This window comes from Leptolyngbya sp. FACHB-8 (genome assembly GCF_014695575.1).
GTDB lineage: Bacteria > Cyanobacteriota > Cyanobacteriia > Elainellales > Elainellaceae > Vacuolonema.
Map to the genome: position 1 here is coordinate 81,043 of NZ_JACJOO010000008.1, position 15,260 is coordinate 96,302.

The 15,260-nt window shown below is 47.4% G+C and carries 11 protein-coding genes; 6 read left to right on the forward strand and 5 right to left on the reverse strand.

Translation table 11 applies throughout. The features are described from left to right. Window positions 1-86: 86 nt before the first annotated feature. Genes H6F91_RS01495 through H6F91_RS01505 form a run of 3 tightly spaced genes read left to right on the forward strand, consistent with a single transcriptional unit; the run spans window position 87 to window position 3,982 of the window. Window positions 87-2,612: a TonB-dependent siderophore receptor gene (locus tag H6F91_RS01495; protein WP_199307581.1), complete on the forward strand. Its 2,526-nt coding sequence runs from the start codon at window positions 87-89 to the stop codon at window positions 2,610-2,612. Between the two features lie 15 nt (window positions 2,613-2,627). Next, window positions 2,628-3,608: an iron-siderophore ABC transporter substrate-binding protein gene (locus H6F91_RS01500; protein WP_347279996.1), complete on the forward strand. Its 981-nt coding sequence runs from the start codon at window positions 2,628-2,630 to the stop codon at window positions 3,606-3,608. 2 nt (window positions 3,609-3,610) lie between these two features. Next, window positions 3,611-3,982 (forward strand): DUF1636 domain-containing protein, encoded by a 372-nt coding sequence (locus H6F91_RS01505; protein ID WP_190773835.1) that lies wholly within the window; start codon window positions 3,611-3,613, stop codon window positions 3,980-3,982. A 337-nt stretch (window positions 3,983-4,319) separates the two neighbouring features. Here the strand turns inward: H6F91_RS01505 and H6F91_RS01510 are convergent, their stop codons facing one another. The 3 genes from H6F91_RS01510 to H6F91_RS01520 form a co-directional block, all read right to left on the reverse strand. After that, entirely contained in the window at window positions 4,320-4,748 is a 429-nt protein-coding gene (locus H6F91_RS01510; RefSeq protein WP_190771126.1) for an EamA family transporter, read from the reverse strand. A 16-nt stretch (window positions 4,749-4,764) separates the two neighbouring features. Next, window positions 4,765-6,015 carry a damage-control phosphatase ARMT1 family protein gene (locus H6F91_RS01515; RefSeq protein ID WP_199307582.1) on the reverse strand — a complete coding sequence of 417 codons (1,251 nt, stop codon included), beginning with the start codon at window positions 6,013-6,015 and terminating at the stop codon, window positions 4,765-4,767. 111 nt (window positions 6,016-6,126) lie between these two features. After that, window positions 6,127-6,675, reverse strand: a complete 549-nt coding sequence (locus H6F91_RS01520) for a cyclase family protein (RefSeq protein ID WP_190771125.1) — start codon at window positions 6,673-6,675, stop codon at window positions 6,127-6,129. Between the two features lie 338 nt (window positions 6,676-7,013). Between H6F91_RS01520 and H6F91_RS01525 the strand changes: the two genes are divergently transcribed. From H6F91_RS01525 to H6F91_RS01535, 3 genes are all read left to right on the forward strand, one after another. Next, the gene (locus H6F91_RS01525) at window positions 7,014-9,335 is read left to right on the forward strand and encodes an ATP-binding protein (RefSeq protein WP_190771183.1); all 2,322 of its coding nucleotides are present in this window, start codon (window positions 7,014-7,016) and stop codon (window positions 9,333-9,335) included. Between the two features lie 220 nt (window positions 9,336-9,555). Then, a complete protein-coding gene (locus tag H6F91_RS01530; protein WP_190771184.1) occupies window positions 9,556-10,017 on the forward strand; it encodes a response regulator in 462 nt (153 codons plus the stop codon). Window positions 10,018-10,113: 96 nt separating this feature from the next. Next, complete coding sequence (locus H6F91_RS01535; protein WP_190771185.1) at window positions 10,114-11,793, forward strand: hybrid sensor histidine kinase/response regulator; 1,680 nt, start codon at window positions 10,114-10,116, stop codon at window positions 11,791-11,793. A 226-nt stretch (window positions 11,794-12,019) separates the two neighbouring features. On the opposite strand, the gene H6F91_RS01540 is transcribed toward H6F91_RS01535, so the two are convergent. Both H6F91_RS01540 and H6F91_RS01545 read right to left on the reverse strand, forming a co-directional pair. Further along, a complete protein-coding gene (locus H6F91_RS01540; protein WP_190789193.1) occupies window positions 12,020-14,371 on the reverse strand; it encodes a GAF domain-containing protein in 2,352 nt (783 codons plus the stop codon). A gap of 374 nt (window positions 14,372-14,745) precedes the next feature. Then, on the reverse strand, window positions 14,746-15,165 hold the full coding sequence (locus H6F91_RS01545; RefSeq protein ID WP_190771187.1) for an XdhC family protein: 420 nt from the start codon (window positions 15,163-15,165) through the stop codon (window positions 14,746-14,748). Window positions 15,166-15,260 lie beyond the last annotated feature (95 nt).

Genomic DNA, 15,260 nt, shown 5'->3' on the forward strand with positions numbered 1-15,260 from the left:
CAAGCTTTAAAGCAGCGTTCAGGGGATGAAGGCGCAGAGCGCCTGGCGTAAGAGCTGCAAAGGGTGAGTAATTAATGTGTGGTGTGATGATGAAGCAATGGCATAGTTGGGCGATCGCCCTCGGTTTTGTGTCTGTTTTTCTGCCTCCCGCTGTGTGGGCGAATGAAGTTGTGACGGATGCACCGACACTCAACGGTTTGGAACAGCCTGCAACAACCCTGGGCGAATGGCAGACACAACTAGCACAGATGCCTGTTGTAACCGTACCCGGGGTTCGGGTTACAGCGACAGAAGGTGGCCTGCGGGTGGTGCTGGAGGGCGCAGAATCGCTGGCTGCTCCTGTCTTCAGCGTCGTTGGCAATGCCCTAATTGGAGATATTTCCGGTGCGGTGCTGGATGTACCCGAGGGTGATCCCTTTATCGTTAGCAATCCAGCTGAAGGAATTGCATTGGTGAGTGTCAGCGGGCTGCCAGGCGATCGCATTCGCATTGCAATTACCGGAGAAAACACACCTCCCGGAGCCGAGGTTAGTGTTGAGGCATCCAATCTGGTGTTGAGTGTGGTGCCGGATGGGGGAGCGGCGATCGCAACCAACGAAGATGCTATCCAGATCACAGCTCTGGGAGAAGAAACTGGTTACGTTACCGATGATGCCTCCACCGCAACCCGTACCAATACTCCTCTGCGAGACATTCCTCAATCCATTCAGGTAGTTCCCCAACAGGTTCTCGAAGACCAGCAGGCGGATAGTATTAGTGAAGCCCTACGCAACGTCAGTGGGGTCAATACCGACGACAGCTTTGGTGGTAGCCTTGACCGCATTAACATTCGCGGTTTTCAGACAGATGTATTTCTGGAAAACGGTTTCCGGCGTGGCTCCTCCAGTTCATCAGGGATTTCGGATTTTGAGCTGATTGAACGCCTGGAAGTGTTAAAAGGGCCAGCCTCAGTCCTCTACGGCAACATCGAGCCGGGTGGGGTAGTGAATGTGATTACCGAACGGCCTCTGTCGGTGGCGGAATACACGCTGGAAGGCGCAATTGGCAGCTTCGGTTTGCTGCGACCCAGCATCGATCTGACAGGGCCGTTAGACGCGAATGGCCGCATTCTATATCGCCTGAATACGTTGTATGCAACCGAGGATGGATACCGCGACTATGACCAGGATCTCGAACGCTTTGTTCTGGCTCCATCGCTAACGTTGAATTTGAGCGATCGCACCTCCCTCGACTTCAATGTGAGCTACATCAATCAGGATCGCCCCTTTGACCGAGGAATTCCCGCGATCGGCGATGAAGTCGCCGATGTTCCCTACGATCGCCTCTTCCAAGATCCGGATGCCGTTGCAGAAACGGAAGAATTTAGTGCCAGCTACAGCCTCACCCACGAATTCAACGATAACTGGCAAGTCCGTAACGAGTTTCGCTACCTCTCCATCGACACCTTCGACTTTCGTTTGGATAGCTGGACAATTGAGGACGATGGTACTCTAGATCGTCGCTGGCGGTCTAACGATGACTATTCGGAGTTTTACTCCTTTCAAACTAATGTCGTCGGGGAATTTAATACCGGCAGTGTGGAGCATACTCTATTAGCGGGGGTAGATTGGAACCGCAGCACGCGTCAGGGAGGACAGCGTCGTCTACCAGGCGATCCCAGCTTTTTCATCGACATCTTCACAGAAGAAGGTGATCCGATTTCCCGTCCTGACCTGGATGATATGACCCTGGTAGTACGGAATAACACCTCCCGGCAGGACAATATTGGGTTTTATCTACAAGATCAGATAGCCCTGACGGATAATCTGCAAATCCTGGCAGGGGGACGATTCGACATTGTTGACTTTGAATCGGTCAATAGCCTTGCGAATACCGAAACCGGAGATACCGTGGAGCGATTTACTCCTCGCATCGGGATCGTCTATCAGCCCAGCCAGGAGATTTCCCTTTACACCAGCTACAGCCAGTCGTTTAACCCCAATACCTTTGCACAAACTGTCGAAGGCTCTTTCCTGGAACCAGAAATTAGTGAGCAATTTGAAGTAGGCGTGCGGGGTGAATTTTTCGACGGTCGTCTGATTGCCAACTTAGCAGCCTACGAGATCACGAAGCAGAATGTGGAGGGTCCTGATCCCGATAATCCTGACTTCTCCCTTGCCGTTGGTGAAATTCGCAGCCGGGGTATTGAGTTAGATGTTTCGGGTGAAATTACTCCCGGATGGAATGTTATTGCATCCTATGCTCACACAGATGCAGAAGTGACAGAAGATAACTTTTACCTGGAAGGGAGCCGTCCTGATAACGTTCCCCGCAACAATGCTAGTTTCTGGAGCACCTATGAGATTCAATCGGGTAACTTGCAAGGGTTAGGCTTTGGTTTAGGGCTGTTCTACGTTGGAGAACGAGAAGGCGACTTCGAGAATACCTATCAGCTTCCCAGCTATGTTCGGACGGATGCAGCCTTGTTCTATCGCCGGGATAACTGGCGTGTTGCCCTCAACTTCCAGAACCTATTCGATATAGACTACATCCGCTATAGCGAGGGCTACCGAGAGGCCAATACACCCGGTGAACCCTTTACCGTGATCGGATCGTTTGCTGTCACATTCTAAATTGAGGTTGTAATTGTGCGTCGGCTCTTCCGTTATCTTCGTTTTGGTTTACTCATGGTGATGGCGATCGCCCTCATCACAGCCTGCCAAAATTCTTCCTCTACTTCATCCACAACTCCTTCGGATTGCCGCATGGTACGCCATGCCGCAGGCGAAACTTGTGTCCCGCTCCAGCCCACACGCATTGTTGCCCTGGATTCCGTCACGCTGGAATTTCTAACCGCGTTGGGAATCAAACCGGTTGGGGCGCCCATCTCAGATGGATTCGCAACTCGCTTACAACAGGATTGGACAGGTGTTGAAGACCTTGGAGCAACGGGAGAGCCCAGCCTGGAAAAAGCCTTAGCCCTACAGCCCGATCTCATCGTTGGCGGAGACTATTACCAGAAAGTTTATTCACAAGCTTCTCAGATCGCTCCCACACTTCTGTTTAAATCTGAGCACAGCGGTCAATGGAAAGAAGTCTTTATGACCGTGGCCCAAATGCTGGGAAAAACGGAAGCAGCAGAACAAGTCATGGCCGATTATGATGCCCGATTGGCTGAATTACAGCAACAGATGGGCGATCGCCTTTCTCAAACTCAAGTTTCCGTCGTTCGGGTCTACCCGGATTACATCAACCTGTATCTCCAGGATTCCTTCTGCGGCAAGGTATTACAGGATGCTGGCTTGCCCCGCCCTGAGGCTCAGGCGATCGCGGCTGATAAAGCTTCTCAATTGTTCGATAATCCCATCCAGGTGTCCATCAGCCGTGAAGTTTTACACCAGGCAGATGGTGATGTCATGTTTGTCTGGACAGGAGAAAACACCCCTGAGGCAAAACACCAGGCTGATCAAAAGTTGAATGAGCTATCCGCCGATCCTCTCTGGCAGCAGCTCAAGGCGGTGAAACAGGGTAAGGTCTATCGAGTTCCCAATTATTGGATTGGTAGTGGCCCGATCGCCGCGAATTTGGTGATTGATGACTTATTCAAATACCTCGTGGAGCGCGCTTAAGCATGACAAAACATACGCTGTTTGTTTGTAAATCCTGTAGTGCGACAATCGCCCATGATGATGTTGAAGATGACACCATTACAGAGGGTGTTTTGTTACTTCGGCAGCTACAGGAATTGCATTCCTCTGAGTTGGATGTTCAATCTGTCGGGTGTTTATGGACATGCGATCGCCCCTGTTCTATCACCTTTGTTTGCCCCGGTAAATACACATATCATTTTGTGGACCTGAACTATTCTCAAAGTGTGTCTGAGTTACAGCAATTCAGTGAGCTTTACATAAACAGTGCAGATGGATATGTGAAGCCTCCAAAAATGCCAGGAGATTTGCGATCGCGTTTACTAGTCAGGATTCCACCAATAGAAGCAACCTAGTATTTCACCACGCCAATTTTGACAGATGGTATGATCTCCGTTTGAAGAAGCATGTCATGCTTCTTCAAACGGATTTGATATTAGTTCTTCGTGTTATATACTCCTAGCCATTCTTGTTAGAACAGAAAGAGTGAGGCGGCGCAGTACGCCGCCTCACTCTTTCTGTTCTAAGGAGGTTTCTGCATAAGAATTTACCCAGAATGTTGGTGCTTTGCCCGCGAAGCGGGCAAAGCACCAACATTCTGGGGGTAATTTCATTACTGGAAATCTCCTAACAAGAATGGCAACAGGTATAGAAGTTTCGATGGATGAGATGTATCTCTCTACATGAAGCAGGCTAAACAACCAAAATTAGTATGCCTGCCAACATGAAAATTGTGCCTAGAATAGCCTTTAAAGTTAATGGTTCTTTCAGAAGTAAGGCTGCAAATAGGATAACAAACACTAAGCTCGATTTATCTAACGGAGCAACCCAGGATGCTGGAGCCATTTGTAGCGCCCTGAAGTAGCAGAGCCAGGATAACCCTGTAGTCACTCCTGATAGGGCCAGAAAAAATAGCGTTTTAGGAGCAATTTGAAATACAGATTTGAACTGTCCTTCTATCCCAACAATTCCCCAAGCAATGACCAAAATCACAATGGTACGAAGAGCTGTTGCTAAATTGGAATTTACAGATTCAACACCAATTTTGGCAGAAATAGTGGTGAGTGCAGCGAAGATTGCAGATAGCAATGCAAAAATCCACCAATGATATTCAGTATGCATTTAATCATCCAAATTCTTAAAATACAGTCTTAGCTTTATTGACGAAATGAATAATACCCCACTGGCCATTAATAAGCCATGTGGGATCATCACGGGTTAACTGTTCAGCCTGTTCTGAGCGTAATCCTGTCATCGCCTCAGATTTTATGGTTCGCAAGGCAGCCAGGGGAGCCGGAAAGTAATTAACAACCTCTTCAAACGGTGTTGTTAACGCCCAGTGACAATCTCCCAATAACCTTCGATAATTTGCATCTCCTTTCACAAATACCAGGTTAGACTGAGCCAACTCTTGCTTAAGTCCAGATGGCATTTCCCAAAAGGGCAGAGGGGCAACCCAAAAGAAGTGATCCTGTAAGGAGAGGCGATCGCTCCTGATAAAACCCTGTAGACGAGCAGCCAGCGATCGCACTCCCTCATCCTGGTCTGCTGCCAACACGGCTAAGGTGTGGTGAACGTCTCCGATCATGGCATCGGAGACAAAGATTGGATAAGGTTTGAGATGTAAATGAACTGTTTCAGCAATGTGAGTTGATAGCAGAAAGTCCACCAGAAGCAGATCGCAGGCTAATTCAAATCCTCCATTATCCACAACAAAGTCCATCCGTGCAGAGCGTATCTGGCTTAGATAGTCAGTTATAAGGTGGCTGTGATTTACCAGGATATTTGCCTCATCCTGCTCGACTTCGGTACGCACACGACTGGTTTCAGTGGCCGACCAGAGACTGAGATCAACTCGATTACCCCAGAGTGCCAAAGATAGGAAGCGAATCAGATCGATGGGTTGCCAGCCATGATTAGCCGGTGAGGTTGAAGGCTGTGTGGTGGGCGCGATCGATCGGATCGCCGCCATTGCTGTTGCGAGGCTCGCATGCTTTTGTATCGCAAAGGGGTCAATAGCTTGGCCGGGTTGAGCTTGAAAATAGGAAATGGCTTCTAGAATACGCCGATAAAAATAAGCTTCTGCAAAGTAGAAGGGAGTATTGAGCCAGGAATTACCCTCGAATGGCTCTACATAGGTTGACCAGGCAGCAACATCAGGCCCTCCATCGGCTTGAATGGGCCGAATTGCTCCATTCGGCAGTTCTGCGGCTAATGATTGGAGGTTGGCGAGGGCAGATTGCGAAAACGAGTTGTCGGCGATCGCCTGTTTGATAATTGCTGGCAATCGTTCTCGAATGGTGTATTGAGCGAACGATTGCGCTTCCGAAACCATGATGGCTGGCGGAATTGGTAGCCGTGGATATTCCATAGAAGCGTGCAGTGTCATATTTGCCCTTTTCAACGGATGTGTAAGATTGCATTTAGGCTGTGTAGCCAGCCATTAGATTGATGCTGTTTACAGTATGGAGTCCTCTTTCAACAACATAAATGACTGACCTTACATGGGGGAAGCAATGCCAACACCCGTGCTGGGCTTCCTGAACCACCCGCGATGGGCAATATCGCTACGGGAAAGCCGATAGTCTGGATCTTGGGCGGACTGCTGACGAATATCCATCACAATGGCTGAGACAACCAATTTCTGAATAGAAACTTGCTCCGCACTGGTTGCTCCTTCGATGAAAGTGTTTGGCGTTCCCCAATGGGTACCGCTGTGCTCACCTATCGCAATACGGTTGATGAAGTAGCCATCCTCTTGATAAGAAGCCCAGGGTTGAATTTCAATGGTCGGATCACCGGGCCAGAGCGGAATATCAGGGTTTAGGGACTGTGTTAGATCAACAATCTGCCAACTACTTAAAGGAGGAACTGGTAACTGTGCACGGGATGGACGTGCTTGCACTATCAGAAGCATGACAACAATCCAGTCAATATAAAGAATAAGCCAGGCAGTAATTTCATCTGTGCTTGTGCCTCCGAAATAGATGGGATCGACATTATTCTGAAGAGAGCGATCGCTTTCATCTGAAATGTGGTTATCGTACAAGCACAATCAAAGCAATGACTAAGGAGGTTTCTGCATAAGAATTTACCCAGGATGTTGGTGTTTTGCCCGCGAAGCGGGCAAAACACCAACATCCTGGGGGATAATTTCATTGCTGGAAATCTCCTTAGTATTTTCTTTAGATTTATTTGAGGTACTTTAATTAGTCGTAATAATACCGATACATTTCTAGGCGACCTGATATGCTGCTAGCTGTAAGTAAATCTGCTAGCAAACACCAGGGCAGGCATGGAGTGTTCCTGATGGAGCAATTCTCATGACCATCCTCTGGCTTTTGTTTAGATGTTTAGACCCGTGACTGGGCTCTCCATCGTCTCGCCATGAGTGGGTTAGAATCCAACAACACATCCAGCCATCATCTCAGAGAAGCTGTCGAACCTGATCCCTTTGCAAGATCGATTCAGCCCCATGGTGTTTTACTGGTATTGAGCGATTCTGAGCTCGTTGTACTGCAAGTTAGCGCTAACATACAGGAATATTTCGGCGTTTTACCCCAAGATTTATTGGGTCAGCCACTAACAAGGTTATTGGATGAAGCAGCGATCGCCCTGATTCAACAATCTATAAAACGCCTGAAGCACATCAATTTTAATGGCTTCAACCATTTAAATCTGTGCATTTCATGGCATCAGCAAGTCTTCAATGGCATGCTGCACCGGAGCTCTGACACCAGCATCATTTTAGAATTAGAACCTGCAAGCGTTCAAGCAGAAACGCGTTCTCTCCATCCATACACGTACGTTAGAGGGGCGATCGCTCGACTACGACAAATCCCCGATCTAACGGAGTTTCTGCAACTTGCAGCCATAGAAGTTCGACATATCACTGGGTTTGATCGGGTTATGGTTTACCAATTCGATGCTCAGGGGGCTGGGGAGGTCGTAGCAGAAGCCAAACATGGCCATCTCTCCCCCTATCTAGGGCTCCACTACCCTGCAACCGATATTCCAGAACCTGTTCGAGAATTATACCGACGGGGAATGGTACGCTATATCCCCCACTTAAAGGCCCAATCGGTTGAGCTAATTCCGAATAAAAACCCAACAACAGAACAGCCAATTGACCTCAGTTTATCTCTCTTACGAAGCGTGGATACTTGCTGTGTGGAATATCACCACAACATGGAGGTAGCAGCTCTTTTTGTCATCGCACTCACTCAAGGGGAAACCCTTTGGGGGCTTATTTCCTGCCATCACCAAACACCTAAAACCATTTCCTATGAGGCTCGGGAAAGCTGTGAATTATTGGCTCAGTTAGTTGCATCGGAATTAGCGAACAAAGTCAACACAGAAGAACTCAGTTATTTAACAAAGCTGCGATCGCTGCAATCAGAGTTTGTTCAATCCATCTCCCAGGTCGATGACTTAAGACAAGCCCTCGTTCATCCAGCTCCTCGCCTGTTAGATCTGGTAGGTGCCCAGGGTGCTGCCATTTGCCTGGATAATGAAATTACGCTAGTTGGCACAACCCCTTCTTTAGAAGAAGTTCGCATTCTTATAGAATGGGCAGAAGCGCTACCCACCCTGCAATCCCCACTGTTCTATACAGATTCGTTACCCAAGCTTTACCCTGAAGCAGAGGCCTTCAAAGATAGTGCCAGTGGGTTGCTTCTGTTGCAGATCTCTAAAGTTCGCCGCTACACAATCCTTTGGTTTCGCCCAGAAGTGTTGAAAACAGTCACTTGGGCAGGCGATCCTCATTCCTCGCTCCATGTGACCACCGATGGCAGCATGACCCTTGGCCCTCGTAAATCCTTTCAGCAGTGGCAGCAGATTGTGCAATCAACCTCCTTGCCCTGGAAAAGTTCTGAATTGGAGAATGCTTTAGATTTAAGGAGTGCGATCGTCGGGATTGTGCTTAAGCAGGCGGATGAATTAACTCGAATGAATCAGGAGTTAGAGCGCACTATTCAGGAGCTAGATTCTTTTGCCTATGCGGCTTCTCATGATCTCAAAGAACCGTTGCGTGGTATTCATAACTTTTCTAACCTGCTATTGAAGGGATACTCTGATGTATTGGATGAGACCGGGAGATCTCGGCTACAAACCCTGGTTCGTCTAACTCGTCGAATGGAATCTCTAATCGATGCTCTGCTAAGATTCTCACGTCTTGGACAAACTGAACTCCATCTTCATTCCGTTGATCTCAACCAATCCTTACATCAAGTGCTTGAAGATTTTCCCGTTAGCCGTCCTGAGCTTCGAGCAGCAATTCGTATCCCACGTCCCCTCCCCAAAGCGAGCTGTGATCCTGTCCTCATTCAGGAGGTCATGACTAATCTGATTAGTAATGCCATCAAATATAACGACAAGCCAGAGCCATGGATAGAAATCGGTTATATAGATGGGAAAGATGAGTGGACATCTAGACAGACAACAGAAGCACCATCAATGCACTCACAAAGCTATCCAGTTGATTACTCCACGACGTTCTACGTTCGCGATAACGGTATTGGGATTCGAGAACGCCATTTCAACAGCATTTTTCGCTTGTTCAAACGGCTACACGAGCAAAATTTATATGGCGGTGGCACTGGCGCAGGTTTGACGATCGCCAAAAAAATTATTGAGCGGCATGGTGGACAAATCTGGGTAGAATCCAGCTATGGTGAAGGCTCAACGTTCTATTTCACTTTGCAGTAATCATCCATTGGAAAAGACATCTCTGTACTCTCCAGGTAGCACAACACTTTTTCCAATGATATGAACCCATTACGGGGTGAAAGCTTTCAAAGTCCGAGTATGCCTCAAACTTTGAAAGCTTTCACCCCCTAATGAAATTCCAGCCATATTGTTCGGTTTTTGTGAAACATAGAAGTATGTTGTAATATATCGACATTAGATCCGTGTTTAGCAATACAAAATGGTAAATTCGTCTATTAGCCCTTTGTTGATTGCGGAAGATAGTGACGAGGATTTTGAGGTACTTGAACTGCTAATGCAGCAGATGCAGGTTAAAAATCCGATTTACCGTTGTACAAATGGGGACAAGGTTTTAGATTTCGTTTATCAAGATGGGGAGGGAGGGTTACAACACAATGCCCAACGGCCCTCGGTAATTCTTCTGGACCTAAATTTGCCAGGTACCGATGGACGCGAGGTGCTGGAGCAATTAAAGCAGGATGAAAGCCTTCGGGAAATTCCGATCGTTGTGTTTACAACGTCCTCCAATCCCAAAGATATTGAATTCTGCTATCAGAATGGAGCCAACGGATACTTGATTAAACCTGTAGACTCGGACGAACTGGAACGCACTGTTCAGGCATTTGTAAATTACTGGCTACAGGCCAACGTTCCTCCGCTAGAAGGAGCCGATGGGAACTAAGCAAGGGCTACACGTATTTGTACCCTTTAGATTTCCGTTACAAGCTCTAGGTACGTGGCAGTTTTGAGATAAAAGTCCTCCCTTTTGTATCCTGCTATGTCAAATATTTGGACGCTTTTAATTACAGACGATTGCCAGGAAGATCGAGAGGTTTACCGAGAATACCTTTCTGGAGATCCTGAGCAGTCTTACCAGTTCATTGAGGCGGGTTCGGCAGAGGTAGGATTGGCCCTGTGCCAGAAGCAGCACTGCGATGCGATCTTACTCGACTTTTCATTGCCCGATATGACAGGGCTTGAGTTTTTAGATGAACTCTATCAGCAGGCAGGGGTCCCTCTTCCTGTCATTATGGTGACGGGGCAGGGCGATGAACGGGTAGCCGTACAGGCTATGAAACGGGGCGCTCAAGATTATCTGATCAAACAAGATTTAGAACCCAACGTTCTACAGGTTACGGTTCGCAATGCGGTTCAGCAATCCCGGCAACGCAATCAATTCAGTCAAACATCAAAGCCGCGTCAACTAACGGCAGAGGTAGCACTACATCTCCACCGATCGCTCGATCTAGAAGAAATTCTTCATACGGCTGTAACAGAGGTGCAGCAGGTATTGGAGTGCGATCGCGTCGTCATCTATCGGGTTATCCCTAACCCCGATAATACGTCAGCGTATGGAACGAGTCCACAAATACTCAGCAAGCGGTGTGAAACCCGTCCAAGGAGCGACCAGGCCCCCGATCCAATCGAAGCATTATCCTCTTTTTTGACAGATGCCTATTTGCTTGATGGGAAGGCGACCCAGACCACTGCTGCACCAGAAATAGGTGTCGCAACAGTTTTGCGGTTAGAAGAACACGAAGGGCCCTATTTAATCGCTCCTATCCTGCTGCCAGCCCATGTTTCCGACTCCTTATCGACGGTTTGGGGCTTGTTGGTGGCGCAGACGTCAGCACGGCAATGGCAAAATGATGAGGCTGATTTTTTAGGGGAGCTGGCCAATCAACTAGCGATCGCCTTGCAACAATCTGAGCAACTGGCTCAAGTGTTGCAAGCCTTAGAAGCAGAGAAGCAACTCAGTGCATTGAAATCCCAATTGGTCGCGACCGTCTCCCATGAATATCGATCGCCCTTATCGGTGATTCTAACGGCTGCTTCAACGCTTAAGTTGCATCGCAGTAAGCTGCCTGAAGCCAAGCAGCAGCAGTTCCTCCAAATGATTGAGACGAAAGCCAGACAGATGACCCAATTGGTTGATGACCTCCTCGTGCTCGAAACCTTTGAGTCGGGCAAGGTAAACTTCGCCCCCCAACCCTTTGAGCTGCTGCAATTCATTTCAGATGTGATTGACGATCAGCGACAGACAAATGGTGAGCATTACCCGTTGAGCTTCAGAATTACCGGCAATACCAGAGGTTTTTTTGGGGATCATAAACTTCTACGGTTGATATTGGTTAATCTGTTATCAAATGCGATCAAATACTCACCTGATGGTCGTGAGGTTGAGGTGCATTTAACGGGTAACGATACCCATATCTGGATTGAAGTGAAGGATCAAGGAATTGGCATTCCGATGGAGAACCACGATCAGGTACTTCAGGCGTTTAACCGGGGGAGTAATGTCGGCATGATTCCTGGGACAGGTTTGGGGTTGGCAATTGTCAAAGCTTGTGTAGATCTGCACAATGGTGAAATCACGTTCCAGAGTCAGGAAGGAAAAGGAACACAATTTACCATCTGTCTACCGAAGCGAACAAAGTTGATTCAATCTGAATATTGATATGACCTCTAGTTGTATAGTCATAGAAAGAGTTGGTGTGGCGCTAAGCGCCACACCAACTCTTTCTATGACTATACGAAATTGACATGAATTGATATTAACCTGAGTTCGGGTTAAGGACGTTTTCAAGTGCCGTGCGTTGCGCGGCACTTGAAAACGCTCATTTTGGCGTGCGCTTCGCGCATGCCAAAATGAGCACTTCAGCCTATCCCGAACTGAGGTGATATTACAGCGCGGGTGAGGTGGAGTGGCATCCTAACGTAATCACTCGTCTGCAATGCGTGGAATTTTCAAGTTTTTCTGTTGCTACATTGTAGGGAAACTTTACTGTGAATGTTGTCTGGTTTGAAGCACTTTCTACTTCTACAGATGCTCCCAAGCGCTCTACCAGTTTTTTCACCAATGCTAACCCCAACCCAGCCCCACTATATTGCCAGGGGTCATGATTTGGAATACGGTAAAAAGCATTGAAAATTTGGTTTATTTCGGTAGTTTCAATTTCAATTCCGGTATTGCTGACACTAATTTGAACGGTATCCTCATTGGTGTAAGCCGTAACACTAATTAATTCATTTCTGGGTGTATATTTACAGGCGTTCGTTAGCAGTTCAACAACAATGCGTTCGACATCCGAGGTGTCCGTTAATAAAGGCGGCAGCTCAGAATCAAGAATAATATATAACTGTTGATTCTGCTGTGAAATTTGTTTTTCAAACTTCTGGGCAACCGTAGGTAGCCAGCCGTGTAAATCAACAACCTCGATGCTGGGTGGTGCCGTCTCTGCATCCAGATGGGACAATGTTAGTAAATCCGCAATCATTTTTGTTTCACGCTGACATCCCTGATGCAGCATCTCAAAGAGGTTTTTGACTGTAGAATCCTCCCGATTGAACACACCTGCCTGTTCCAGAATTGTTTCTAGCGTTTGAGCTGCAAGACTAATACTGGTAATTGGAGTTCGTAGCTCATGGGAGAGAGTCTTTAAAAATTCATCCTTAAGGCGGTTTAGTTTTTCTAGCTCGGTAACCTGGAGTTGCGATGACTGATAAAGCCGTACCTGACGAATGGCGATCGCACACTGATTCGCGATCTGTTGCGCCAATTGAATCTCAATGTCATAAAAAACTTCCCCCCGGGGTCTAAATAACCAGAGGTTACCTAGCACCTCCTGATCAATCTCCTCAGGGTTTGACCCGTACACAAAAATAGGGCAGGCTAAGCGGGTTACTATCCCCAGTGGAAGATTTAGAGCAGGCACCCGTTCGGTAAATTGCAGGGTCTTTTTTTCTAATAACGGTTGGTAGATATCCAAAAAGTCATCAATTCGCCTGTTTTTCCCCTGGCAATCTGGCAGATGAGTTGTGTACTCGTAGGCAACTATTGCCGTGCTGTAGTGGCGATCGTAAAGCTCAATTTTGCAGCGATTTAACTGCAGAACCTGCCCCAGTTCCTGGGTTACTGTCTGAAGAATTTGCTGCTCATCTAAACTGTCTCGAATTCGCTCTGTAATTTGTCGAACAATAGTTTCAAAGGTTAGTGCCTGTTGTAGAGCAATGGTACGTTGCTGCACCTGCTTTTCTAGATGAACATTGAGACATTGAACTTGATGATGCAGTTCTGCCTGTTGCACAGCAATCCCAATTTGCAGAGCCAGTTGCTTGAGCAAGTCAATGTCTATCTGTTGCCATTGCCGTTCTCCCTGGCAATGCTGAACCACTAATAAACCCCACAAGGTCTGCTCTGTAACAACTGGAACTACAAGATTTGCTCTAACCTGAAAGGCAGCGAGCAGCTCAATGTAGCAGGGATGCAACCCCATAGCATAAATGTCTTCGATAACCTGAATATAGCCCTGGCGGTAGCGTTCAAAATGCTTCTCGGCAAAGCATAGATCTTTGAGTTGATTTCCTAAAACTGAGCGCCACGGGGTGCCGACAGATTCCACCATCACCACACCGCTACCGTCATCCTCAAATCGATAGATCAGGACACGATCAGTCTGAAGAAACTGCCGAACTTCAGTGACAGCCCGGTTCAAAATTGTGTTGAGATCAAGAGATTCACGAATTCGGTGAGCGATCGCACTCACTAACCGCTCACGTTCAGCCTGAAGCCGTAGGGTTTCCTCCGCCTGCTTTCGTTCCGTAATTTCAATACTGGTGCCAATCAGACGATGAATCTTAGAATTTGCACCTCGTACCGGAGTTAACGTTGTAATCCACCAACTGGGAATTCCCTTAAAGGAAAAGCGTTCTTCATAGGAAACTGTTTGACCAAAGCGCACACAATTCCTGTAATGCTGTCGTTGCGCGGCCGCCTCTGAAGCAGGCAGTACCTGTTCTGGCGATTTTCCTTGCACATCTTGAGAGCGCATTCCGACCAGGCGTTCATAACTGGGGTTCAGGGCAGCATAACGAAAGTCACCATTCTTCAAAACATCCACTACGAAGATGGAGGCTGCGACCGAGTCCCAAATGTTTTGTAAGAACGACCCGTTGAACTCCGAATCTAAACCTGTAGAAAGTTTACTTTGCCTCAAGTAATGACCACGAATATCTTCAGGATGGCTAGCATTCATAAGAACGTCCTACATCTGGGCCTATCAGGTCATATAGACAATCTGCGAGAAAAGAGAAAGCTAAGCAGACGGCACAATAAGAAGCCACCATGAGAGAGAGCTGCGCCCACTTTCTTAGAAACCTGCAAATGAGCCAGGCACGTTCTCTTTAGATTTTCTTAAGATTTTTACATACGCATTAAGAAAAGGGAGCTTTTCCTGGTTTTCTTATAAATTCTTCACGTCTGTATCGACAGGGTTCTACTCGTTGCTTGCGTGGAGGTGCCTGCAAAAATGGAGACTCGGCCCAGAGTTGGGTGTTGCTGGGAGGTATGAAATGGGATGTGGAACTGCGGTTTCACATCCCATTTCATACCTCCCAGCAACAGGCAAAATTAATGATGTGAAGAGAGATTGCCTGAACCCTGGCGACGCACCATAATGAGTTCTGCTCCAATACTCACAGCAATCTCTTCGGGAGTGAGTGCCCCAAGACTCAGCCCAATGGGAGCATAAATTGTTTGTAAATTTGATTTGGGAACACCTAATTTTTCAGCAGACTGCAAGACCTGGCGAACTCGTTTCTGGCTACCAATCATTCCAATGTAGCGACAGGGCAGTTCTCGTTTAGCCAGAACTTGCAACGCATCTAAATCATATTGATACCCTCGTGTCACCAAGGCCGCGTAAAGTTCCTGGTGGTTCGCTAAATGAGAAACCGTACAGCCAATAGAGTGTGTGAAAATCAACGTTTCCGGCGCAAAACGCTGAGCATTTGCCCATTCAGGGCGATCGTCCAGCCCTCTAAAGGTCATTTGAGAGCTTCTTAATATTTTCTATCATCCCTGTTATCACTGGCTTTCAGGCTTCTATTCTAAAAGCTGAACGTTTAACACCCACGTTTGAGCCA